The organism is Bacillus coreaensis (assembly GCF_050586445.1).
Taxonomy (GTDB): domain Bacteria; phylum Bacillota; class Bacilli; order Bacillales; family Cytobacillaceae; genus Robertmurraya_A; species Robertmurraya_A coreaensis.
Genome location: NZ_JBOCCY010000007.1, coordinates 55,315 through 80,463 on the forward strand (window position 1 = coordinate 55,315; position 25,149 = coordinate 80,463).

Here is a 25,149-nt window from a genome sequence, read left to right on the forward strand (position 1 = left end):
AAAAGGAGTGTGGTTTTATGCGAACAAAAGTAGGGATCATTGGAGCGGGGCCAGCTGGATTGATGCTGTCCCATCTCCTGCATCTTCAAGGAATTGACTCTATTATCCTTGAAAGTCGTTCGAAGGCTGAGATTGAGGGGACGATTCGTGCAGGAGTGCTCGAGCAAGGAACAGTTGATTTGCTTAATAGTACAGGGATTGGAAGCAGGATGATGAGAGAAGGGCATATTCACCATGGAATTGAACTTCAGTTTAATGGTCGTAGACATAGAATTGATATGAGTGAATTGACCGATGGAAAGAAAATAATGGTTTATCCTCAACATGAAGTGATCAAGGACTTGCTTGAAGCTCGCCTAAAGGTTGATGGAAAGATCTACTTTAATGTGAAGGACGTTCAGCTTCATGATATAGAAACCCAATCTCCTAGCATAAGCTTTATACAGGAAAATGGGACTGAGGTAGAACAAATTGAATGTAATTTCATAGCAGGCTGTGACGGGTTTCATGGACCAAGCCGTCAAGCGATTCCAAAAGAAGAAAGAGTGGAAAAACAAAAAATCTATCCCTTTGGTTGGCTAGGGATTCTTGCCGAAACTCCACCAGTACATCCAGAACTTATCTACGCTCACCACGACCGAGGCTTTGCACTATTAAGTACTCGTACCCCTAAGATTCAACGCCACTACCTTCAAGTTGATCCCAAAGATGATATTGCCAATTGGTCAGATGACAGAATTTGGTCGGAGCTACATGCAAGGGTTGATACTTTAGATGGATGGAAAATAATTGATGGACCGATTATTCAGAAAAATATTGTTGCAATGAGAAGCTTTGTTTGTGAAACGATGCAGTATGGAAGATTATTTCTAGCGGGTGATTCCGCACATATTGTACCGCCAACTGGTGCAAAGGGATTAAATCTAGCAGTGGCTGATATTCAAGTATTAGCGAAAGGAATCAATGAATTTTATCATTCAGGAAATGAAGATACGTTGAGGAATTATTCCCCCATTTGCTTACAAAGAATATGGAAAGCCCAGAGATTCTCTTGGTGGATGACCACAATGCTTCATAGAAATGTGGAACAGACTCCATACGAATATGGAATTCAAATCGCTGAGCTCGATTATGTTACTTCTTCCAAGGCGGCTGCAAGAAGTTTGGCTGAAAATTATGTTGGTTTGCCGATGGAGTTTAAAGGATTGGAGTTTAATCAGCAAATCCTAAACTAAAAAGGGTAAGGGTAGTCCCTATAGGTAGAATCATAAAAAGGGGTGTTGGGCTGTGAGTCAAAAAAAGCAATCTTTTTTCCGATATGAAAATGGTATATTATTCGTGTTGTTTCTGGTTTTTGGCTTGGTATTTATGGATCGACTTAGCATTATCTACTTATTCCCTTTTGTCGCACCAGAGTTAGGACTGAATAACACACAAATGGGGATGATCGTTGGAGCGACCTCTATTGCCTGGGGATTATCAACCTTATTATTTGCTAGTTTATCTGACTTTCTTGGAAAAAAGAAAAAAACCTTAATTATTTTTATTCTCATCTTTTCAGCTGCAACCTTTACTTCTGGACTTGTTGGAGGGCTTGGCTCCCTTATCCTTGTTAGACTATTAATGGGAGCATCTGAGGGACCGGTTATTCCATTAGTTCAGTCTTCGATCATGGCAGAATCTACTCCGAAACGAAGAGGATTTAACATGGGCTTTATTCAAAGCTCTGGGCCGCTATTAGGAAATGCGATTGCGCCTGTCCTGGTCGTGGCCATTGCAGCGGCAACAAATTGGCGCTATTCCTTCTTTGCTCTTGCAATTCCTGGAGTAATCCTTGCTATCATATTAATGTTTTACATGAGAGAGCCACTCCTACATTCCACTGGAAAAAGTGGAGAAAAACAGGAAAAACCAACTTTTAGCGAATATAAAAGTGTTTTTAAAACAAGAAACGTATGGGTAGGCATGCTAATAGCTATTTTTTACATGATGTATTTATTGGTATTCACTAGCTTTATGCCATTATTCTTATCAGGGGTATCTGGATACAGTGAAGCACAATACGGAATTGTATTAGGTATTTTAGGAATTGCTATGTTCTTTTGGCAGTTATTTATTCCTTATTTATCCGATAAGGTTGGGCGTAAAGCGGTCATCACCCCAGTGACATTTGTAGCTATTTTCCTACCGTTAGCCATTGCTAATTTTCATAGTAATTTTGCCTTACTAGCTATTTCTGTCTTCATACTAGCTATCGGATTCGGAGGTCAACCGCTTTATCTAGCCATTATTCCCTCCGAGTCAGTACCAAGAACGTTCGCGGCCACTGCAATAGCAGTTATTGTTTTAACTGGAGAGATTATTGGAGGCACTTTAGGCCCAATCGTTGCAGGTGTTTTAGCAGACAAATACAGTTTGTACGCTCCATTATGGCTGGCAAGTGGAGCTGCCATTGTATTCTTCCTATTATCTTTTGGCTTAAAGGAAACAGCCCCTGTTAAAGTGTCGGGTAATAAGGAAATGAACGAGGTAAACGTACACATTTGATAAAAATCTATTATAAAAGGTCGTGATCCAATAAATCACGGTCTTTTCTTTTGGGGAAAAAAAGAGTTCGCTTAAAAAATATGTTGGAAATTGTTGATGGAAAAATTGAAAAAATTCTATAGTTTTGTTGACAACACTGAATATTTAAACTATTCTAAATTTAATAAGAATGTAATCGCTTTCAAACATCCTATAATCAAAACCTATCAATTACTACTCTACAGAGATTTTCATTTCCTCCTTACCTAAAATGGTATATACCAAAGTTACTTACAAAAGCAAAAGACAGAACATTGAATTTTACTATATAATGTAAATAGAACGATCAAAGTATTTAACCATTTGAAGCAGGTGAGGGAATGTATAAAGGGGAAGAAGAAACACCTTTTTATCAACAGTTAAAAAATAAAATCATTGATGATATTGAAAGTGGAAAACTAAAACATGGAGATAAGCTCCCATCTGAGAGGGAATTAGCTGAACAATATGGAATCAGTCGGATGACAGCAAGACATACGCTTTCCATTTTAGAAAGAGAAGGGGTAGTGGAACGAAGAGTTGGTGCAGGAACCTTTATTTCTAATTATAAAATTGAAATGGATTTCATTACTTTTAATAGCTTTACAAGGACGATGTTGGGTAAGGGGTTAACACCAAGTACCCAAGTGCTTTCAATTAAAAAGAGTGCAGCAAAACCAGGTATTGGAAATAAGCTACATATCCCAATTGGTGAAGAAATTGTTATCCTGAAGCGTTTGCGAAATGTGAATGGAATCCCTATTTCTATTGAAGAATCCTTTATACCTTATAAATACTGTCCAGACATTGATCACCGAATTACAAATAAACATTCGCTTTATCAAATGTTAGAAAATGATTATGGAATTACGTTAGTTAAGGCCAAAGAGTATATGAAGGTGAAACTAGCAGAAGAAAGTGATAGTAAATTACTTAGAATTCGATCTGAGAGTCCATGTGTATTACGTGAAGCGGTTGCCTACGATGATCAGGGCCATCCAATTGAATATTCAACATCACTTACTAGAAGTGATATTGTTAGGTTTTATTCTGAGTTACATCTGAAATGACGGTCATTTCAGATTAGTTAAAATGGTATATACCAATAGAAGGAAGAGGAGGGGAAAGTGATGAGAGTCATTGGGATTGGAGATAATGTGGTGGATAAGTATATGTACAAGAAAATTATGTATCCTGGAGGAAATGCACTTAACTTAAGCGTCTATGCTAAGCAACTAGGAGTAGATACTGCTTATTTAGGTGTTTTTGGTGATGATAAAGCAGCAAATCATATTATTGAAACGCTAAATCATTTGCAGATCGATATCTCTCATTGTCGACAGCATCCTGGGGAAAATGGATTTGCTGCCGTTGATCTTGTTGATGGGGACAGAGTATTTATCGGTGGGAATGATGGAGGTGTACAAAATACTCATCCTATCATTCTCACACAAGAAGATTTGAATTATATCCAAACATTTGAATTAGCACATAGTAGTATTTATAGCGGAATGGAAGGAGAACTACACAAGTTAAAGGAAACTGGTATTCTCGTTTCCTTCGATTTTTCAACCGATTATAATGAAAGCGTTTTAAAAGAGGTTTGCCCTCATGTAAATATTAGCCTTCTCTCGTGTGGTCAATTAAAAACAGATGAAATAAAAGACTTGTTATCATTCGTGTGTTCTTTAGGAAGTTCGATGGCTATTGGGACGATGGGTTCGAGAGGAGCAATGGTATTTAACGGGACAAACTTTTTTGAACAGAAGCCCCATTATGTCAAACCAGTGGATACTCTTGGCGCAGGAGATTCTTTTTTCACGGCTTTTATCCTTGAGTACATAAAAGGGAAAAAGATACAGGTGGAGGAGGAGCAGTTGATCAAACAAAGCCTTGAAGCAGGAGCGAAATTTGCTGCTCAAACTTGCTTAGTAGACGGAGCTTTTGGGTTTGGTATTGAATTCTAAATTCTTTTTAAAAGAATTTAAGAATCATAGATAGATAAGAGATGGGGGTGGTGAGGTTTTGGAAGACTAAAACCTTAAAGATTTTATGCTCAAAACAATAAGGAGGGTCAATGAATGAGAACAAAATTATTAATTGTATTTATGCTTATGTTAGCATTGGTCATTACGGGTTGTTCCAGTTCTATCTCATCAAATGAAGAAGAATCGGATAAGATTGTCTTAAAATTTTTGCATAAATGGCCTCAACCACAATATGCCCCTTATTTTGAGGAAGTAGTAAAAGAATTCGAAAATCAAAATCCAGATATTAAGATTAAGATGGAAGCGATCGCTGACGAACCGATCAAAGATAAACTACGGGTTATCCTTGGGGGAAGTGAGGTTCCAGATATTATGTTCTCTTGGTCAGGTGAATTTGCTAGGAAATTTGTTCGTGCCGATGCCGCCTTAGATCTCACCCCGTATTTAGAAGAAGACACAGCCTGGAAAGACAGTTTTATTCCGGCTTCCCTACAGCCATTTTCGTCTGATGGGAAAAATTACGGAATTCCTTTGAGATTCAATGGAAAGTTCTTTGTTTATAATAAGGAGATTTTTGATAAGCATGGTCTTCAAGCACCTAAAACATGGGATGAATTTTTAGATGTTCTTGATACCTTAAAAGAAGAAGGCGAAACACCACTGATGCTTGGGAATGAAAGCCCTTGGGCAGCGATTCATTACTTAACGGGACTGAACCAAAAAATGGTGGATCAAGAAGTTCGAATGAACGATTATAATCCTCGTTCAGGAGAGTTCACTGATCCTGGGTACGTAAAAGCGATGGAAATGCTAGCAGAATTGAACGAAAAAGGCTATTTTATGGAGAACGTAAACTCTAGTTCCCACGATATGGTGAAGCAAATGTTCTTTGCAGGAAAAGGGGCTATTTTCTACGTGGAATTGGAAGAATTTCAAGATGTTGAAAACGCATTGAAAGGGAACTGGGGATTCTTCCCTATGCCGTCTATAGCTGATGGAGATGGAAGTCAAAATTATATAACTGGTGCTCCAGATGGATTTATTGTTTCTTCGAAAACGAAACATCCAAAAGAAGCAGTGGAGTTTTTAAAGTTTTTAACAAGTAAAGAAAACTCATTAAAACTTGTGAAGGATATTGGTTGGCCGAGTCCAATTGAAGGAGCTACGAACCCAGACACGGCTCTAAAGCAAGTGGCTGAAGGTGTGGATTACATGAAGCAAGCGGAAGGAATGGCCGAGTGGTTGGATACAGATGTTCATGCGAAAGTCGCAGACGTGTATCTATCAAACATTCAACTACTTCTTGACGGCTCCAAATCTCCAGAGGATATTTTTAAAGAAGTTCAAGCTGTAGCTAAACAAGTGCAGAGTGAAGTGGAATAAATAGAACAGGGCAGGTAGTCATTCTTTATTACTTGCCCCCTCATAGGAGGGAGAAGGATGAAAGAAACATATAGAAACGGCCGAACGGCATTCCTTTTTATTTTACCAGCACTCCTTCTAATCCTGTTTATTGTATTTCTACCGATTGTCCTTAATTTATACAATAGTTTTTTTAGGTGGAATTCCTTTGAGGCAGGAAAAACGTTTGTCGGCTTCGAGTATTATGTAAGGCTTTTTAAAGATCCCGTGTTTTTTACCGCATTAAAAAATAATTCCCTTTACGCGATTGTTTCATTGATCTGCCAGGTCGGTGGGGGAATCATTATAGCAGCTATATTAGAAGATAAACTGATTAGAAGGTTTCAACCCTTTTTTAGAACCGTATTCTTTATTCCCTCTGTTATATCGATTGCGGTAGTAGGCTTAATGTGGCAGCTGATTTATAATCCGGAAATCGGATTAGTGAATGGTGTGTTAAACGCTATTGGACAATCAGAGTGGGTTCATTCCTGGTTAGGAGATAGTAAAACAGCGATATATGCAGTAGTAGCCGTGTCACAGTGGCAATATACAGGATATATGACCATGCTTTTTCTTATTGCTATGCAGAAAATCCCGATGGAATATTATGAGGCAGCGATGATTGATGGTGCATCAAAGATTAACTCATTTTTTCATATCACACTACCACAAATAAAGGAAATGATTTTGGTCGGTAGTGTCATTACTGTAATTGGAGCTTTCAAGGTTTTTGATGAGGTCTATGTGATGACGTTTGGTGGACCGGGAAGATCAACAGAAGTTCTAGGAACGATGTTGTACCGTTCAGCTTTTCGTAACGATGAAATGGGTTATGCATCCACGATTGGGACAATTATATTTATCATCACGCTGACCCTATCTCTCATCCAAATGAAGTTGGGAAAATCGGGACAGGAGGTGGAATAAGCGGATGACAATACTAAAAAATAGAATCTTTCAAGTGATTATCTTGGTGTGGTTTAGTTTGTTTTCCTTAGTAATTATCTTCCCGATTATTTGGCTAGCATTAAGCGGGTTAAAAACAAATAGTGATTTCTTTTTAAATACCTGGTCCCTTCCTGAAGAGTGGATATGGGAAAATTACAAGGCTGCATGGGATGCTGGAATCGGTAAGTACTTTTTTAATAGTGTGTTTATAACCGTGGTATCGGTCGTTACCGTATTACTGTTTGGATCAATGGCAGCTTATGGTTTAAGTAGATTTCGCTTTAAAGGACAGAATATACTATTAATCATCATTTTGAGTGGGTTAATGCTTGCGCCTCAAGTAAGTTTGATTCCTCTATACAAACTGCTTCAAGGGGTTGGACTTTACAATACGTATGGGGCGTTAATTATTCCATATGTGGCTTTCCAACTGCCATTTGCAATTTTTTTAATGAGATCGTATTTTTTATCGATTCCTAGAGAACTTGAAGAGGCAGCTATTATTGATGGATGTAATCGATGGAAAGTGTACTGGAATATTGTTATTCCAATGGGAAGACCAATTATTGCTTCTTGTGCGCTTTTAACTGCCATGAATGTTTGGAATGAGTTCATGTTCGCATTGGTTTTCATTGAGGATTCAAGCCTTAGAACCATTCCAGTTGGATTGATGAATTTAAGAAGTCAATTAAACACGAACTTCGGAATTCAATTGGCGGGATTAGCTATTTCAGCACTACCGATGATTATCGCCTATATTATCTTTCAAAAACAATTTGTCCGTGGGATATCGGCAGGTGGAGTGAAAGGATAAAAATTTATATTCGTCTATATTGGTATTTTTTACTAATATAGACGAATATAAATGGTATATACCAATAGGAGGGTTGCAAATGAAGAAGATTTCCAGAAAACAGATTACTGGTATGAACTTCCATTATCTACATTACCCTTTTGAATACTTTTTGGATGCTATGGTGCATTTTGAATTCCAGCAAATTGAAGTGTGGGGTGCCGCTCCGCATATGTATGTCGAGGATTTTTCGATACAGGATATTCGTCGAATTAGAGGGGAAATTCATCAACGAGAATTATCAGTCGTATGTTTTACTCCTGAACAATGTATGTATCCAATCAATCTAGCTGCAAAAGAAACAGAAATAAGAGAGAGAAGTATCCGTTATTTTCAAAAGTCAATTGATGCGGCAGTGGAATTAGAAGCTCCTATGGTATTAGTTACGGCTGGTTGGGGATATCGAAATGAAAGAAGTGAGGAGGCATTAAAAAGATCAAAAGCCTCTCTAGGCATTCTATCAAATTATGCTGAAAAAGAAGGAATCGTGTTAGCGTTAGAGCCATTACAAAAAGTGGAGTCGAATATCGTAAACACATTACCGGATTTAAAAGAATGCCTTAATGAGATTTCTTCTCCTTATTTAAAAGGGATGGTGGATACTATTCCTATGTCCGTTGAAGGGGAGAATTTAGCAACCTATTTTGATCAGTTGGAACTCGCCCATATTCATTTTATTGATGGAAAACCAACCGGGCATTTAGCCTGGGGAGATGGAAACCTTCCATTAGAAAGCTATATTCAAACATTAGTTCAGCATGAATACAAAGGTGCGCTTACTCTCGAATTTACTTCAACAGAGTATTTGCTGAATCCAAACGAAGCAATCGAAAAATCTCTTGAAACGTTAGCTCCTTATATAAATTAATTCATAAAAAATGTGGAGGGATTGTCATGTTAAAATTTGATTCAAATCTATTTTTACAGTTAGTCGGAGAGGAAGGAATGGCAAAGAAAGGTGAAATTGAAAGAATTGTAGATGATATTTCAAATAAGGGCTTTAAAAATATCTTTTTGATTGGATCTGGTGGAACCGTTGCGATGATGTATCCTTATGAATATATTTTTAAATCGAACTCGAGTTTGGATGTTCATGCGGAGATTGCAGCTGAATTAATAGTCATGAACAATCGTCATTTAACCAAGGACTCTGTTTGCATATTTGCTTCTGTCACTGGTACAACGAAAGAAACCGTAGCTGCAGCAGAATTTTGTAAAGCCAAAGGGGCGACGACCATTGGTTTAGTTGCCATTCCGGATACCCCCCTAGCAGATGCTGTGGATTATTGCATTTCGACAGGCAGGGAAAAGCATTCATTTGACACGTTCTTTGTTCACCTTCAGCTACTTACTGCTCGTTTCATTCATAATCATGGTGAATTCCCTGATTATGAACAATTTACTCAAGAGTTATCACTTCTTCCACAAGGAATCGTTCATGCTGTTGAAGCATTTGACCCTCGTGCAGAGCAATTTGCCATTAAGCACAAAGATACCGGATACCATATGTTAGTTGGAGCAGGAAATCTTTGGGGTAATACTTACTCCTATGCCATGTGTATCTTAGAAGAAATGCAGTGGATTAAATCAAAATCGATTCATGCGGCAGAGTTTTTCCACGGGACATTAGAGCTGGTCGAGGAAGATACAAGTGTCATTTTGTTTAAGGGGGAAGATGAAACAAGACCTCTGGTAGATCGAGTAGAAAGATTTGCTGAAAAAATTACAAAAGAATTATTTATCATTGATACAAAGGAATATCCGTTAGAAGGGATTAGTGAAAAGTTTCGAAAGTTTTTTGCTGTCAATGTAAACTGGGCATTAACTGGTCAGATTAGTGTGTATCTAGAAAGAGAAAGAAATCATCCTCTAGAGCTTAGAAGATATTACCGCAAAATGGAGTACTAAGGGGTGGAAGCGATGTTTAACTTTGACAGTGATCGATTTTTACGTATTCAAAATGGGGCGATCGGATTAAAAGACGAATTAGACGAAGTAATAGATGAGTTAGTCACAAAAGGTATAAAAAATGTATTCTTTGTTGGTACAGGTGGAGCTGCTATCTTAATGTATGCGGCAGAATACATTTTAAAGAATCACTCAACCTTACCGGCTTTTACAGAAATATCGTCTGAATTAATGGTTACGGATCACCAGCATTTAGGTGAACAATCTTTGGTTATTCTTCCGTCTTTATCAGGAACAACGAGAGAAACGGTGGAAGTGGCAAATTTTTGTAAGGAAAAGGGTGCCAAGACTATTTGCTTGGTAGGTCATGCGAATACACCTCTTACTAAAGCGACGGATTATTCTTTTGTCAATTTTGCAGAGGATGACACATCTTGTGAATCATTCTACCTTCAATCGTTCCTCATCGCTTTTCGGTTAATGTATAAGAGACAGGAGTTCCCTGAGTATCATCAATGGATGGAAGAGCTGAAAATGTTACCAGAAGCTTTATTGAAGGTAAAGGAAGCTACGGAAAATCGGGCAAAAGAGTTTGCACAAAAGCATAAAGACACTCCGTATCATATCCTTTCTGGAGCGGGAATTGATTGGGGGCAAACCTACTATTATGCCATGTGTATTTTAGAAGAAATGCAGTGGATTAAGACTCGCCCTGTTCACGCCTCTGATTTCTTCCATGGAACACTTGAGTTAGTAGAAGAAGATACAAGTATAGTATTGTTAAAAGGAGAAGGAAGAGTACGTTCTCTGACGGAAAGAGTGGAACGCTTTGCGAACCACTTTTCAAAGGAATTAACCGTGTTTGATACAAAAGATTATCCACTCGAAGGAATATCAGAGCAATTTAAACCGTTTTTATCGCCAATCGTATTGGCAACTCTACTAGAAAGAATAAGCTGTCATTTAGAAGAAGTCAGAAATCATCCTCTCACGACAAGAAGATACTATAAAAAAGTTCCTTTCTAATCATCCTAAAACTGTAAACATTCTTGTGTTTACAGTTTTTTATTATTCATATTTCTTTATCTTATCGAAAAATTCTGTTAAAATCATCTACTAAAGCTAGAAAGTAAAAAATGTAAGGGGTTAATCGATGTTAAATTCAGATTTGGATACACGTTTAGAACCAAGAATTAAGGAATTATATCAATTACATAAGGAACGGTCAGCTAATATTGACTGGAGTTACCATGAATTCATACCGTGGGACAAGGCGATGTCCTTTAAGAGAGTTCCTTGGGATAAAAGTCAAGTGACTCTTCCTGAAGCCGTTATTGTAGCAATTGAGACAGCATTACTAACAGAAGTGAATTTGCCTTGGTATACATCTCATTTGGATTATACTTTTAAAAACTCTATGGAAGTCATTAGTGATTTTGTTCGCACATGGACGGCAGAAGAAGACCAACACTCTAGTTTACTTGAAACCTATTTATTGGTGACGCGTAACGTAGATCCGAAACGGTTACATGAACTAAGAAAGCGAATGGTTGAAAGTGGTTGGTTCCCTGACTTCACGAACCCATTAGCAACGATGGCTTATACTTCTTTGCAAGAGTTAGCTACTTTAGTTTTTTACAATAATGTCGCAAAAATTGCTAGTCCTCATGATAAAGATTTGGCAACTTTGTTAAGAAGACTAGCGAAAGACGAAGCTCTTCATTATGCGTTCTATCGTGATACGGTGAAAGCACATCTGGAACTTGATCCTAATTTCCTTGTATTTTTCGAAGATGTGATTATCAATTTCTCTATGCCAGGTGCCGTTATGCCAGATTTTAGTGAGAGAATGAAAACAATCGCGCTAGAAGCGAATTACGGTCCATTACAGTATTTTGATCAAGTATTAGACGTGGTTGTAACGTATTGGGATATCGAAAACCTTCAGCCTACTACTGAGGAAGCGAAACAATCACAAGCAAATATTATGAAATATCATGGGCGCTTAAAGAGAATTAAAGAACGTCAATTAGCGAAAAAATAAAAGCAAGAGGTAAGGAAGGATAAAAAAATGACAACACAATGCGAGATTTGTAAAAAAGAAACAAATAACAGAGTTAGTTATTTGGAGTTAGAAACTTGGGAGTTTGAGTTTCTAAAGAAGGAGAAAAAAACCTTCTATTCAATCTGCTTCCCTTGCTTTGACAAACATACCAATCAATTTATTGATAAAGACACGGATCTAGAAATAAGAAAAAAACGTTTGTTATCCGTAAGTAAAGAAATTCAAGAAGAAATAGAAGAAATTCTCACTGTAGAAGTGTAATAGACGTAACCAGTTTCTATGACGAAACTGGTTTTTTTTGTGTTGTTTTTCCTCATGAACAATATGAACAAAATGATTAATAAGTTTTTAATGTTGTTTAAATGTATAATTCAAAAAATGTTCAAAAGTTATGTAAAATTAGGAAAACGCTTACAAAGGGGGATTCAAAATGTTTTCTATTAAAAAAATCTCAGCTTGTTTTTGTGCAGGAGTATTGGCGCTCAGCCTAGGTGCCTGCAGTAGTGGTGAACAAACAGCAGGATCTGACAAGAAGAAAAAAAGCTCAGGGTACCCTACAAAAGCTATTTCGGTGGTAGCACCATCAGGAGCAGGTGGTGGTTGGGACTTAACGGCCCGATCGTTGACAAAGGTGTTAGCAGAGACAAAGATTGTGGAACAACCGTTAACGGTTGAAAATAAACCGGGTGGTGGCGGAGCTGTTTTTATGGCAGAATATGCGACCCAACAAGTAGAAAATAATGACATGCTATTTGTTAATTCCCCACCGATTATCATTAATAACCTGAAAAAAGAAGGAAATAGTCCATTCGGGTACAAAAATACAACTCCTCTCGCACAGTTAACGAAGGATTATGGAGCGATTGTTGTAAAAGCAGACTCAAAGTTTACCGACTTAAAGTCAGTTTTGGAAGAAGTAAAGAAGGATCCTAGTAAACTAACATTTGCAGGCGGTTCTGCCCCAGGATCTATGGATCACTTAATTTCAATTCTCCCCGCTTATAAATATGGTGTGGATCCGACAAAAGTGAAGTACGTGTCCTATGATGGTGGGGGAGAAGCGATCACGGCATTGCTTGGTGGAAATGCAGATGTAATTGGAACGGACGCTTCTAGTGTAAAAGAATTTTTAAAGTCAGGAGATGTACGAGTGTTAGCTGTCACTTCAACCGAGCGTATTGGTGGTGACTTCAAGGATGTGCCAACAGCGATTGAACAAGGAGTCGAAGCTGAGTTTACCATTTGGCGTGGAGTATTTGGTCCTGAAAAAATGTCAGAGGAAGCGAAAGAATATTGGGAGTCATCCTTAGAAAAGCTTGTGAATGCTCCAGAATGGAAGAAGGAAGTAGAAACACAAGGCTGGGAAATGGAATACAAAAACAGCTCCGATTTCACAAAGTTCTTAGAGGAGCAGGAATCACAGGTTCAGCAATTATTAACAGCGTTAGGTATGGAGAAATAGATAGTTAAGGGGAGGAGGCTTCCTTCTCCCCTTAAGCTTTTTGAAAGGGGAGTACCAATGGATATTAAGTTCGATCGTATCGCTTCTGTCTTGTTTCTAGCAATTGGAGTTCTGTTTATTATCGGCAGTCGAAATCTCGCTAGCACTTCATATGGAAGTTCTGTAGGCCCTGATATTTTCCCTTCCATACTCGGTGCCTTACTTGTCCTATTAAGTATTCGTTTATTTTACGAAACGATTATGACAAGGAACCCTCAGGGTGAAAAGGAGAAGTTGCAATACAAGCCATTTTTTATCATCTTTGTTGCAACACTTTTTTATATTTTGACATTAGAAACAATAGGGTACGTCATTACTACCTTTATCTTTTTATTTGTCTGTTTTCAGACAATGGAACGTACAAAATGGGTGAAGTCTCTTATCATATCTGCTTGTTTTTCAGGAATTGTGTATTTTTTATATGTACAAGTGTTAAAAGGAACTCTTCCTGGCTGGCCAATTTGGTTTTAGCTATGAAAGGGGTATAGAGAGGAGAAGGGAAGCATGGACACACTTGACTATTTATTTCAAGGTTTTGGAACAGCACTAATCTGGTATAATATCGCGTTTGCATTTGTCGGCGTGCTAATAGGAACAGCTGTTGGTGTGCTGCCTGGAATTGGTCCAATGAGTGGGGTAGCACTGCTAATCCCAGTCACCGCATCCATTACAGGTGGACTTCCTCCAGAGCAAGCAGCTACGAGTGCAATTATTCTACTAGCTGGGGTATATTACGGAGCGATGTATGGTGGTTCGACCACATCAATTCTACTAAATACGCCAGGGGAATCATCATCAGTTGTTACGACATTAGATGGATATCAAATGGCGAAAAACGGAAGAGCAGGAAGTGCACTATCGATAGCAGCGATTGGTTCATTTGTTGCTGGTATTATCACACTTGTGGCCCTCATTGCATTGGCCAAACCACTGTCAGCTGTTGCACTAAAATTTGGACCTGCTGAATATTTTTCTCTCATGTTATTAGGTCTAGGTGCTGTTAGTGGTTTAGCCGGAAAATCTGTTACAAAGGCATTGATAATGACCATTTGTGGGTTACTTCTTGGAACGATCGGAATTGATAATGTCTCAGGTATTGCTAGATTTACGTTTGATGTTCCGTGGCTCTATCAAGGTATTGAATTTTTAACGATAGCTGTTGGATTGTTTGCTCTAGGAGAAGTTTTCAAGACGATCTTAGAAAAAGAAGAAGATGAGGTTCATATTGCAAAAATCAATAATTTACTGCCTTCCAAGGATGAATTCAAGGAATCAGCTGGACCGATTGCTAGAGGTTCGATACTCGGCTTTTTTGTAGGAATATTACCTGGAGCTGGTGCGACGCTCGCTTCCTTCTTTTCTTATATTCTGGAAAAAAAGATTTCTAAGAACCCTTCTAAGTTCGGTAAGGGATCCATTGCAGGGGTTGCAGCGCCGGAGTCTGCAAATAATGCAGCATCGGGTGGTGCAATGATCCCGCTATTAACGCTTGGTATTCCTGGCTCAGGTACCACTGCAATATTAATGGGAGCACTGATGATGTATAACGTCCAACCTGGGCCGCTATTATTTGAAGACCACCCACAGGTAGCCTGGGGACTAATTGCTAGTATGTTTATCGGGAATATTATGCTATTAATCTTAAATCTTCCATTGGTAAAAGTGTTTGCAAAAATTATTCAAACACCAAAGCAATTCTTAATACCAATTATTATCGCTATCTCCATTTTTGGTGTGTATGCCGTTCAAGTTTCCACATACGATTTATTGCTGTTATTAGGATGTGGAATTCTTGGGTACTTTTTGAACAAAAACGATTATCCGATCGCACCACTAGTACTAGGGTTGGTGTTAGGGCCGATGGTTGAAAATAATCTACGAAGAGCGTTAACCATTTCTAATGGAGATTTCAGTGTGTTTTTAACAAGACCAATTTCTCTAGCTTTTCTACTCATTACACTCCTTTGGCTAATCATTCCTTTCCTAATGAAGAGAAGAGGGAAAGAAGTCATTATTAATGTAGAAGGATAAATTATTTGAAATAGTTCGAAAACTCCTTTTAATAAGGAGTTTTTTTACTATAATGAGAATAGAGGTGTTTGGATGCGTTTACATACAAAGTTAATGCTAGGAATTTTTATTGTCATTATTGTGATTGGAGGGTTATTTGGGTATACCTTTAAACAAATCATGGAAACGAATCTAAAAAATGAAATGGGTTCAAAAGCCTTATCAGTGGCCCAATCTGTCGCAAATATACCGGAAATACAAGATGCTTTTCAGACAGAAGATCCGGCATCTATTATTCAACCCATTGCAGAAAAAATCCGAAATCAAGTAGGTGCGGAATTTATTGTTATCGGGAACCTAGCTGAGGTTAGATATTCCCATCCGAACCCTATTCGTTTAGGACAGAAGATGGTTGGGGGAGATAATACTCGTGTTTTTAAAGGGGAATCAATTATCTCAGAGTCAACGGGGACATTAGGGCCTTCACTCAGGGGGAAAACACCTATTTTTCACCATGGAGAAGTCATTGGTGTGGTATCAGTTGGGTATCTCCAGACGGATATAGAGATGAAGGTGGCAAAAATACAAAAAAAGATATTTGTGGTTACTTTCCTGATTTTAATAGGTGGCCTACTAGCGGCTCTTTTAATCTCTTTAAATATTAAAAAAGCCATGTTTGGATTAGAACCAAAAGAAATTGCCTGGATGTATCAGGAGAAACATGCCATTTTAGAATCAATTCATGAAGGAATTATTGCAATAGACACAGATGGTAGGATCACAGTTGTAAATGAAACCGCTCATAAAATTTTACGTGTACCCAATGAGGTCCTACTCCGGGGTAAGAAAATTGAAGAGGTTTTAGAGAACACAAAACTCCTAAGTGTGGTTCGGACAGGAATGGCGGAATATGACCAAGAAATGATGATTTTTGGTTCGGTCTATTTGACTAATCGAATTCCTATCCATAATACGAAAGGGAACGTTATTGGAGCGGTTGCTAGTTTAAGGAATAAATCTGAGCTAGCACATTTACTACAGGAATTATCCCATGTAAAGGCTTATGCAGAGGGATTACGAGCACAAACACATGAGTACTCCAACCGTCTTTATACTTTATTAGGTTTAATCCAATTAGGGTCATATAAAGAAGCAATTGATTTTATATCTCATGAAGTGGATGTTGCGCAAGGGTTCATTCAATTTCTGATGAAAGAAATTCCTGATCCTATAATTGCTGGATTTGTCCTAGGAAAGATTAGCTTGGCGAGTGAATGGAAAGTGAATTTCCTTTTAGATAGAGAGAGTAGTTTTAAAGATATTCCTGATGAGATGAATAGAGACTCGCTAGTCACGATAATTGGGAACTTAGTCAACAATGCTTTTGAAGCAGTAAGGGACAATGAAAAAGAAGAAAAAATGGTAACCCTGTTTCTAACCGATCTCGGGAAAGATCTAATTATTGAGGTCGAAGATAACGGAAATGGTATCGAAAGTAGCAAAAGTGATTTGATTTTTCGCGAAGGGTATTCAACCAAGAACAAAAAGAGTAATGCGGGTATCGGACTAAGTCTCGTTCATAAGGAAATTGAAGCTCTTGGTGGGACTATTACCTTTTCAACAAGATCAGGGGAGGGTACGATTTTTACTGTAGCGATACCGAAAAATAGGGGGAGTCAACAATGCGGAACCGTGAGATCGAAGTGTTAATTGTCGAAGATGATCTCAGAATTGCTGAGATACAACAGCGGTATATAGAACAAATACAAGGATTTCAAGTCGTTGGGATTGCCGCTAGTTATCTAGAGGCGAGAACATTGATTGATATCTTGAAGCCAGATTTGCTCCTGTTAGATGTTTATTTTCCGGATATGAATGGATTGGATTTACTGAAAGAAACGAAACAGCTTGAAAAGCATACAAATGTGATCATGATTACCGCTACAAAGGAGTTAGATAAAGTTCAAGAGGCAATTAGTATCGGTGTGTTCGATTATATGATTAAACCTGTCGTCTTTGACCGTTTTAAGCAAGCATTGCAACGATATCAAGATTTCCATAAAAAACTACAATTATTAGGAAAAGAAAATACGCTTATTACACAGCAAGAGGTTGACAGTCTTTTACGGAAAGAAGTAGAAGTAACTAGTAACAATGATCGCTCATATTTACCAAAGGGAATTGACCCATTAACCCTTGAAAAAGTACTCGAAGTTTTAGGAAAAGTAGGAGTGGGTCTAACAGCAGAAAGCGTGGCAAAGGAAATTGGAGTTAGTAGAACAACCGCTCGCCGTTATTTAGAGCATCTAGTATCGGTAGAAAAAATTGAAGCCGATTTAGCCTATGGGACAGTTGGCCGTCCTGAACGTGTTTATATTGTAGAAAGATAGGTTGCTATGATAGTTTTCGGGTGCATAAGTATAAAATGACACATAAAATAGCGTGAGAATTGACTCACGCTATTCTCTTTTATACAAAGGAATATTCTAGTTATTTAGTATAATTGGCATTCGAAGGCTGGATTCGGACAGCCAAGTGGAAAATCGTTCGTAACCTGTCCGAATACCGCCTGGATCCGGACACCCAAGTGGAAATTCCATCGAGTCCTGTCTGAATACCCTCTGGATTCGGACGCTCAAAGTCAAATTCTATCAAGCCCTGTCCGAATACCGCCTGGATTCGGACACCCAAAGTCAATTTCAATCAAAAACCTGTCCAAATCCCCCCTAGATTCAGACTCCTAAAATCAAATTCTATCAAATCTTGTCCAAATCTCCCTTGAAATCAGACAATCAAATAATGACTAAAGAGCACTATCACGGGTTTTTCCTAACATGGGAAGAGGTTTTTATGGGCAGGTTGAGACTTATGAACTAGTAGTTAGCAATATATCCAAGGTAAATGCCGGAATTTGTCGAACAATTCCCTTCGTATATCGAACTAAATCCCCTGTTTGTTTTCCGAATATTCTGTTACGTTAACTTGGTAGTCTATTATATACATAGAAGGGATGATTTTATGAAGAAACGATTTTCGGCTTTACTAGGATTTTTACTAGTTCTAGCCCTATTCACACAGGCAGCATTTCCTGTTTTAGCTAATGAAACAGTTGAAGCCTACGATGTGATAGAGTTAGAGACTAGTAGGTCTTTATTCTCATTAACAGAGGCTAGAACAGTAGAAGTTCAAGCGGATTTTGGGGATAATATTGATTTGAGTCAACTAGAGTTTCAATTTGGAGGAAAGAGCCTCTCCGAATGGAAAAAGTGGACAAGTGGGACAAATTATAATGGCGAACCTTTTATTAAGGTGATCGAAGAGCCACATTTTGTTGATGGCACAACAACCATCAAGGCAACATTAGAGTTTGGTCTTCTTTATAATAGAGACAATCTCTCAAACCGTACGATTCGTACGCAATATCAACAATACATTGGAGACTATGAGCTAGCGTTAATACATCCTGCAAGTCAAACAAAGGCATCCAAAACGGTCAAACTTAATGTGTATGATCAATTTCATTTCTATGAGGAATTAAAGCCAACGATTGATCAAGTATTCGAGGAAGCAAATGCGGCAAATGACCGTTATCTTGAGTACCAAAGTCTTGGTAAAACTGTACAAGGTCGGGACCTACATTTTGTTATTTTAGCAAGAGATCAAGCCGCAGTTGATAAGTATTTGAACGAAACTTTACCTACCGCATTAGAAAATCCTGAAAGTTTGTTAGAAAAGCTTCAAAATGGAACAATGGGAGATTATCAAGTTCCCGTGTGGATTAACAATATTCACCCTGATGAAGTGGAGGGGGTAGATGCACAAGTTGAGTTATTTAAGAAATTTGCCCTTGAAGAGGAAGTCACTTTTAATACGGTTGTTGACGATCTGGAAAAACCTGTAACATTGAATGTGGATGAAGTTCTTGATGATGTCATCTTCCTTTATATGTTTACGAATAACCCTGATGGCAGAGTTCTTAACACTAGAGCAAATGCTAATGGATTTGACTTAAACCGTGATAATCACTATCAAACTCAAATCGAAACACAGGAATTCACTCAAGAGATTGCGAAGTGGACTCCACTTTCCTTCCTTGATATGCATGGATATGTAAATGGGTTCTTAATTGAACCAACTACTCCTCCACATAACCCGAACTTTGAGTATGATTTACTTTATAGCAATATGATTGACCAAGCTCATGCGATGGGGAAAGCAGGGATTAGTAATTCTGCTTATAACTCTTATCAAATTCCAGCCTTAGATTATGGGGATGGTTGGGATGATATGACTCCAGCCTATACAGCGATGTATACGATGTTGCATGGTTCACTTGGCCATACCATTGAAACACCAGCATTAAGTCAAAATGGATATGATGCTATGTATGGTACGGGTCTTGGTGCTACGCTTTATGTTACTGAAAACAAAGATGAACTTTACAAAAACCAGCTTGAAATTTTTAAGCGTGGTGTAAATGGGGAAGATAATCGTGCTGTTGATGAATACTTTGTTAATGCTAACGGAGAATCAATTGGTCGTGTAAGAGGAGACAATGAAAACTTCTTCCCTGAATATTATGTAATACCAGCTGATGTGGCGGGGCAAAAAAATACTCTTGAAGCAACGAAAATGATAGATTATTTACTTCGTAACGGTGTAAAGGTAGAACAAACGACAACAAATACAGAAGTAAATGGTGTCACTTATCCAAAAGGAACATATGTAGTTCCAATGGACCAAGCTAAACGTGGATTGGCCAATGCGATGCTTTACAAAGGTGATGATGTATCGGACTGGGGAGCCATGTACGATCCGATCGTTGTTAACTTCCCGGCTTTAAGAGGGTTTGATATTGATGAAGTTCGTGTATCCAATGCTTTTGAAAACAAAACGACAGAGGTAGAAAATATTACATTACCTACAGGTAAAGTGGTTGGTAAAACACCAAAACAAGTATTATCAAACACTAATAATGACACAGTGAAACTAGTAAATGAGCTATTAAGAGACGGTAAAGTCGTTGAAAAAGCAGTGGAAACAAAGGGCAAGGTGAATAAAGGAGATTACATTGTAAATACAAAAGATTTAGCTGCTTATGCTGATTTTTATTACGAAGCTTCTCCAGTTGGTACGACGCAAAATGTAAAAACAGAAAAATTAACTCTTCCTAAAGTGGCTGTAACGGGGTCATCCCAATTAATTTTCTCGTTGAAGGAATTAGGTTTCGAACTAGTGAGCCAAGCGGAAGCAGATGTAATTGTAAGTGATAGTGGTACCTTTAATACTAGTGGTCTTTCAGGGAAATCGTATGTTGGTATGGGTGTTTATGCGCTTAATGCTGTGAAAAATAGCGGTTTGCTACCAGGATATGATTGGGATTACACAAGTGCAGGACACGAAGGGCTGTTAAAAGCAAAAGTAAATGATCATCTACTAACTTCTGGCTATCAGGCCGATGAGCTACTATATACAACCAATGGAGCGTGGATTACTTCCGTTCCTAAGGAGGCAGAGGTACTTGCAACTGTAAGTAGCAGTGATGACTTCTACGTTGCTGGCTGGTGGCCAGGACACGATGAGGCAAAGGGTCAAACACTTGCCTTTACTCAAAATCTTGAAGACACGAACATCACTTTATTTGCTAATGATTTAGCTTTTAGAGCACATACGCAACATAGCTATCGTCTACTAGCTAATAGCATCTTTGCTTCGGTTGGATCTGTAGTAGCGAAGAACGGCAAAGGCTCTGTGAAGGATAAAGTCATTAAGAAGAACAACCAAGTGGAACCGTCCTTCTTTGAAAAAGGAAGAGATAGAGAGTAGAAAAACAAACAGGAAGGTTCTCAATCTCAGGTTGAGAACCTTCTGTTTTTTATTAATAAAAATTTGCAATAATGTGATAATATAACGGTAACCTGAGGGAGTGAAGGGAGAAACAAGATGGTATTACATATGGAAGATGTTTCGTTAATAAAAGGGGAGAAGTGGATATTACAGCATATTAATTGGAGCGTTCATAAAGGGGACAATTGGGTTCTATTTGGTTTAAATGGTGCTGGAAAAACCGCTTTGCTCAATATAGTAAATGGCTATTATTATCCAACAAAAGGGAAAGTCAGCGTGCTAGGAAGAGAATTCGGGAGAGATCCTATTGGGGGTGAACTCCGAAAGCATATTGGGTTTGTATCTTATTCTTTACAACAAAAATTCCATCCTGGGGATAATGCTTTTGAGGTCGTATTAAGTGGTGCTTATGCTTCCATTGGTCTTTATGAAACACCCTCAGATGAAGTTAGAGAAAGAGCCATCACTTTATTAAAGGAGCTTGGCTGCATCCATTATGCGAATCGTAATTATGAGAATCTCTCACAAGGAGAAAAGCAAAGAGTTCTTATCGGACGTTCTTTAATGACAAACCCGTCTCTACTAATCCTGGATGAACCTACGAATGGGTTAGACTTCATTGCACGAGAAGAATTTTCAGAAACAATCGAGGAAATTGCTAAAAGAGGACATGCACCAACAATGGTTTATGTAACTCACCATGTAGAAGAAATTTTGCCTGTTTTTAATAAAACATTGCTATTAAAAGAAGGACATGTTTTTTCGGCAGGAGATACAAATGAAATGATTTCAAGTTCTAAATTGTCTCACTTCCTTACTATGGATGTAGAAGTGATATGGAAGAACGGTAGACCATTGGTTTCTAAACGTACAGCAAGTAAAGATTGCTCCTGATCCTTCTTATGATTTAGAAGTCCAGTGAAAAAGGGGATCGATTTCATAGATATAATTTTTACAGATTAATGTCCCCTTTGTTATTGATAAAAACATTACTTGTCAAAATTCCTAATAATCGATATATGCTTGGGTAATAAAAAACCAAAAGTTAGAAGGAAAACGAAAATGGAAATAGACCAATGCCATCCTTTGTATTTCATATATCCAGAATGGATCATCCCAAATTCTATTAAAAGTGATAGAAAAGTAAAAATAATTGTCAATTTCCACTTATTTTTCTTTGTTAGGTAATTTAAGTAAAGAATGGAAAGTGAGGTTGGTATAAAGGTATAACTGAGAATATCTCCAATGCCAGCCTTTTTTGGGTGACCAATATCAAAAACATCAATGACCCTAGCAATCATGCCGTCGCTAAACCAAGTAGCAAACCCTACAACTCCAAAAGTAATATAGATTTCCCTCCAAGAAATATTTTTCTTACGTACCAAAAGGGCTGTTACGGTTAATAAAATGCTTATAATTACCGGAAACCATAAGCCCTTTGCACCAAAATCTAAATTCTCGATGATATTCTGCATTTTATATACTCCTTTTTAAAGTTAGACTTATTTTTTCTCATGGCAAATTTTATATACTAGAAATCCAAGAAAGGTTGCTTTCCAAGAAGTCGCCTTTTTTTATTTACATGAACAATAGTTGTTAAAGATTTTTTCATAACTGTGATTTGGTTCACTACAGTGATTATCATTCTCAAATTATCATGGAAGTAAGAAAACTAAGGGGGAATCAATATGAGCAAAGACAAGGTTGAAAATCAAGTGGGAAATTTATCAACATCAAAGGTTGGAACATGGATTTCAGTAGGGATGGTTGCAGGTGTAATACTTGTTTCTTATTTTATTTTATTTGGACTTTATATGAGTCGAGTATAGGGGGGGAAAAGACATGCATTTGGATGAAAAAATTTGGCTGACACTAAGTTTCGGCATGATTATGATATTTATGTTAATCACGGGTTACCAGACCTTTGCACTTGAGATGGGCCCACCAAGTCATCAGGAAACGATCGATCCCCAGAAGGTAGATCAAACCGTACCTTTTAATGAACCAGGAATAAAGAAAATCGGTGAGAACGAATATGAAGTGGTCATGACGTTGCAAATATTTAGCTTTACTCCAAATTCGATTGAAGTTCCTGCAGGTTCAAAGGTTCACTTCATTCTAACTTCAAAGGATGTCGTACATGGATTTGAGGTAGCAAACACAAATATCAATGCCATGGTTATGCCAGGGCATATACAGAAAATTACTCAGACTTTTGATCAACCAGGAGAGTATTTAGTGTTATGTAATGAATATTGTGGGGCTGGTCATCAAATGATGAGCATGACCATTAACGTGAAATAATCAAAAGGAGGGACGTACATTGGAAACAGTAATACCATCAAAGGAAAAAGTGGCGGTTTTTAATAAAGCCAATCAAGTGCTTGGAGTTCATTTAGAGGATGCAAGAATCACCAAATCATATCTGTTGGTTGCTTTTATCGCATTATTACTTGGCGGATTCCTTGGTTTATTACAAGGACTGAACCGTGCGGGTGTGTTGGAACTACCTGTATGGCTAAATTATTATCAAATTCTTACAGCTCATGGCCTATTACTGGTAGTGGTGCTTTCGGCCTTTTTTACAATCGGCTATTTCTATGCAGGATTATCACATACATTAGGAGGACTACTTCCTAAAGTGAGAAAAATGGCTTGGATTGGTTTTTGGATGAAAATGTTTGGTTTTGTATTAGTTGTCATTCCTATTTTAATGAATGAAGCGTCTGTTATGTATACATTCTATCCACCTATGGCCGCTCACCCCATATTTTATTTTGGACTCGTTTTTATTGTACTTGGGGTATGGATGCTTTCGGCAGGAGCTTTTGTGAATGTTTCCCACTGGAGAAAGACTCATAAAGGACAGCATCTTCCTATTCTTGCTTTCTTTGCTACAGGTGTATTTGTTTTATTAGTTGGTGCAACGGCGTTTGTTGCGGTCGAAGTACTTTTTATGATAATTCCATGGTCACTAGGATGGGTGGATACGATTAATGTAATGGTGGCACGTACACTGTTCTGGGCTTTTGGACATACGGCGGTAAATATTTGGTATTTAACAGCCGTTTCTGCATGGTATGTCATTGTGCCAAAGATTATTGGAGGCACCCAATTTAATGATTATTTAACACGTGTAGTGGTCATTGCCTTGGTTATTATGAATATTACCGGTGGATTTCACCATCAAATTATTGACCCAGGCATTTCACTCCCGATTAAATTCATGCACGTATTTATGAGTTTAGCTATTGGTTTTCCTTCTTTAATGACGGCGTATGCGATGTTTAGAGTTTTCGAACGGACAGGTAGAAGAAAAGGAGGAAAGGGAGCCTTAGGCTGGTTGAAGAAACTACCTTGGGGTGATGTGCGCTTTCTATCTCCTTTCATTGCCATGGCAGCGTTCGCCCCTGCTGGAGCAGGAGGGATCGTTCAAAGCACGAACCAATTAAATCAAGTTGTTCATAATACGATGTGGATCGTAGGTCATTTTCATTTAACTCTTGGAATGACAGTAGTGATGACATTTTTCGGTATTAGCTATTGGTTAGTTCCTTTCGTTTCAAAACGTGTTTTGACTCCACAGATGAATAGAATTGGAGTGGTACAAACCATTATTTGGACCATTGGAATGGTCATCATGGCTGCTTCAATGCATATTGTTGGGTTGTTAGGCTCTCCACGAAGAACATCATATACCACATATGGCGAGCATGCTGCAGCCCAAGCTTGGGACCCGTATATGATGATGATTGGAATTGGCGCAACGTTTTTATTGATTGCTGTCATCATTCAAGTATACGCCATATTTAATATGATGTTCTTTGCTCCAAAAGGGGAAACAGAGTTCCCTATAGCCGAGGTTGAAGCAGGAGAATCTCCAACACCATATTTAACCGAGCGCTGGGGTGTTTGGGTAATTATCATGCTAATCGTTGTTGCTATGGCCTATGTATTGCCGTTAACAGATATGATCGTTAATGCACCACCAGGATCTCCACCATTTAAAACATGGTAACAATTTTGATAATAGATAGCTCGAAGGTGTGAGCTATCTATT

Annotated in this window: 23 protein-coding genes; 22 read left to right on the forward strand and 1 reads right to left on the reverse strand. The window is 38.1% G+C overall.

Annotation, left to right across the window (positions count from 1 at the left end):
- The first annotated feature begins 17 nt into the window (after positions 1–17).
- The 19 genes from pobA to ACQ5H4_RS12750 all read left to right on the forward strand — a co-directional run bounded on the left by pobA (position 18) and on the right by ACQ5H4_RS12750 (position 21,983).
- Positions 18–1,235 (forward strand): 4-hydroxybenzoate 3-monooxygenase, encoded by a 1,218-nt coding sequence (gene pobA, locus ACQ5H4_RS12660; RefSeq protein ID WP_430775282.1) that lies wholly within the window; start codon positions 18–20, stop codon positions 1,233–1,235.
- A 52-nt stretch (positions 1,236–1,287) separates the two neighbouring features.
- Entirely contained in the window at positions 1,288–2,547 is a 1,260-nt protein-coding gene (locus ACQ5H4_RS12665) for an MFS transporter (protein WP_430775283.1), read from the forward strand.
- Between the two features lie 359 nt (positions 2,548–2,906).
- The gene (locus ACQ5H4_RS12670) at positions 2,907–3,635 is read left to right on the forward strand and encodes a GntR family transcriptional regulator (protein WP_430775284.1); all 729 of its coding nucleotides are present in this window, start codon (positions 2,907–2,909) and stop codon (positions 3,633–3,635) included.
- A gap of 60 nt (positions 3,636–3,695) precedes the next feature.
- Entirely contained in the window at positions 3,696–4,532 is an 837-nt protein-coding gene (locus ACQ5H4_RS12675; protein WP_430775285.1) for a PfkB family carbohydrate kinase, read from the forward strand.
- Positions 4,533–4,646: 114 nt separating this feature from the next.
- A complete protein-coding gene (locus ACQ5H4_RS12680) occupies positions 4,647–5,936 on the forward strand; it encodes an ABC transporter substrate-binding protein (protein ID WP_430775286.1) in 1,290 nt (429 codons plus the stop codon).
- 57 nt (positions 5,937–5,993) lie between these two features.
- The gene (locus tag ACQ5H4_RS12685; protein WP_430775287.1) at positions 5,994–6,884 is read left to right on the forward strand and encodes a carbohydrate ABC transporter permease; all 891 of its coding nucleotides are present in this window, start codon (positions 5,994–5,996) and stop codon (positions 6,882–6,884) included.
- A gap of 4 nt (positions 6,885–6,888) precedes the next feature.
- On the forward strand, positions 6,889–7,719 hold the full coding sequence (locus ACQ5H4_RS12690) for a carbohydrate ABC transporter permease (protein WP_430775288.1): 831 nt from the start codon (positions 6,889–6,891) through the stop codon (positions 7,717–7,719).
- Positions 7,720–7,798: 79 nt separating this feature from the next.
- Positions 7,799–8,626, forward strand: coding sequence for a sugar phosphate isomerase/epimerase family protein (locus ACQ5H4_RS12695; RefSeq protein ID WP_430775289.1), 828 nt, complete (start codon positions 7,799–7,801; stop codon positions 8,624–8,626).
- 26 nt (positions 8,627–8,652) lie between these two features.
- Positions 8,653–9,666, forward strand: coding sequence for an SIS domain-containing protein (locus ACQ5H4_RS12700; protein ID WP_430775290.1), 1,014 nt, complete (start codon positions 8,653–8,655; stop codon positions 9,664–9,666).
- A gap of 12 nt (positions 9,667–9,678) precedes the next feature.
- Positions 9,679–10,692, forward strand: a complete 1,014-nt coding sequence (locus ACQ5H4_RS12705; protein ID WP_430775291.1) for an SIS domain-containing protein — start codon at positions 9,679–9,681, stop codon at positions 10,690–10,692.
- A 127-nt stretch (positions 10,693–10,819) separates the two neighbouring features.
- Positions 10,820–11,710, forward strand: coding sequence for an acyl-ACP desaturase (locus tag ACQ5H4_RS12710; protein WP_430775292.1), 891 nt, complete (start codon positions 10,820–10,822; stop codon positions 11,708–11,710).
- 27 nt (positions 11,711–11,737) lie between these two features.
- Positions 11,738–11,992, forward strand: a complete 255-nt coding sequence (locus ACQ5H4_RS12715; RefSeq protein WP_430775293.1) for a hypothetical protein — start codon at positions 11,738–11,740, stop codon at positions 11,990–11,992.
- Positions 11,993–12,161: 169 nt separating this feature from the next.
- Entirely contained in the window at positions 12,162–13,193 is a 1,032-nt protein-coding gene (locus tag ACQ5H4_RS12720) for a Bug family tripartite tricarboxylate transporter substrate binding protein (RefSeq protein ID WP_430775294.1), read from the forward strand.
- A 57-nt stretch (positions 13,194–13,250) separates the two neighbouring features.
- On the forward strand, positions 13,251–13,703 hold the full coding sequence (locus tag ACQ5H4_RS12725; protein ID WP_430775295.1) for a tripartite tricarboxylate transporter TctB family protein: 453 nt from the start codon (positions 13,251–13,253) through the stop codon (positions 13,701–13,703).
- 33 nt (positions 13,704–13,736) lie between these two features.
- Positions 13,737–15,263: a tripartite tricarboxylate transporter permease gene (locus ACQ5H4_RS12730; protein WP_430775296.1), complete on the forward strand. Its 1,527-nt coding sequence runs from the start codon at positions 13,737–13,739 to the stop codon at positions 15,261–15,263.
- A gap of 72 nt (positions 15,264–15,335) precedes the next feature.
- Entirely contained in the window at positions 15,336–16,952 is a 1,617-nt protein-coding gene (locus ACQ5H4_RS12735) for an ATP-binding protein (RefSeq protein ID WP_430775297.1), read from the forward strand.
- Positions 16,925–17,632: a response regulator gene (locus ACQ5H4_RS12740; RefSeq protein WP_430775298.1), complete on the forward strand. Its 708-nt coding sequence runs from the start codon at positions 16,925–16,927 to the stop codon at positions 17,630–17,632. Before ACQ5H4_RS12735 ends, ACQ5H4_RS12740 begins: the two co-directional genes overlap by 28 nt.
- A 628-nt stretch (positions 17,633–18,260) precedes the next feature.
- Positions 18,261–21,068, forward strand: coding sequence for a M14 family metallopeptidase (locus ACQ5H4_RS12745; RefSeq protein ID WP_430775299.1), 2,808 nt, complete (start codon positions 18,261–18,263; stop codon positions 21,066–21,068).
- 117 nt (positions 21,069–21,185) lie between these two features.
- Positions 21,186–21,983 (forward strand): ABC transporter ATP-binding protein, encoded by a 798-nt coding sequence (locus tag ACQ5H4_RS12750; RefSeq protein WP_430775300.1) that lies wholly within the window; start codon positions 21,186–21,188, stop codon positions 21,981–21,983.
- A 95-nt stretch (positions 21,984–22,078) separates the two neighbouring features.
- Here ACQ5H4_RS12750 and ACQ5H4_RS12755 read toward each other — a convergent pair whose 3' ends face one another.
- Entirely contained in the window at positions 22,079–22,564 is a 486-nt protein-coding gene (locus tag ACQ5H4_RS12755; RefSeq protein WP_430775301.1) for a hypothetical protein, read from the reverse strand.
- Positions 22,565–22,777: 213 nt separating this feature from the next.
- On the opposite strand from ACQ5H4_RS12755, the gene ACQ5H4_RS12760 reads away from it, so the two are divergent.
- From ACQ5H4_RS12760 to ACQ5H4_RS12770, 3 genes are read left to right on the forward strand one after another with little or no spacing between them, the layout of a single operon-like run.
- Positions 22,778–22,918: a hypothetical protein gene (locus ACQ5H4_RS12760; protein ID WP_430775302.1), complete on the forward strand. Its 141-nt coding sequence runs from the start codon at positions 22,778–22,780 to the stop codon at positions 22,916–22,918.
- Positions 22,919–22,931: 13 nt separating this feature from the next.
- The gene (locus tag ACQ5H4_RS12765) at positions 22,932–23,393 is read left to right on the forward strand and encodes a cytochrome c oxidase subunit II (protein WP_430775303.1); all 462 of its coding nucleotides are present in this window, start codon (positions 22,932–22,934) and stop codon (positions 23,391–23,393) included.
- Between the two features lie 19 nt (positions 23,394–23,412).
- Positions 23,413–25,107, forward strand: coding sequence for a cbb3-type cytochrome c oxidase subunit I (locus tag ACQ5H4_RS12770; RefSeq protein WP_430775304.1), 1,695 nt, complete (start codon positions 23,413–23,415; stop codon positions 25,105–25,107).
- The last annotated feature ends 42 nt before the right edge of the window (positions 25,108–25,149 follow it).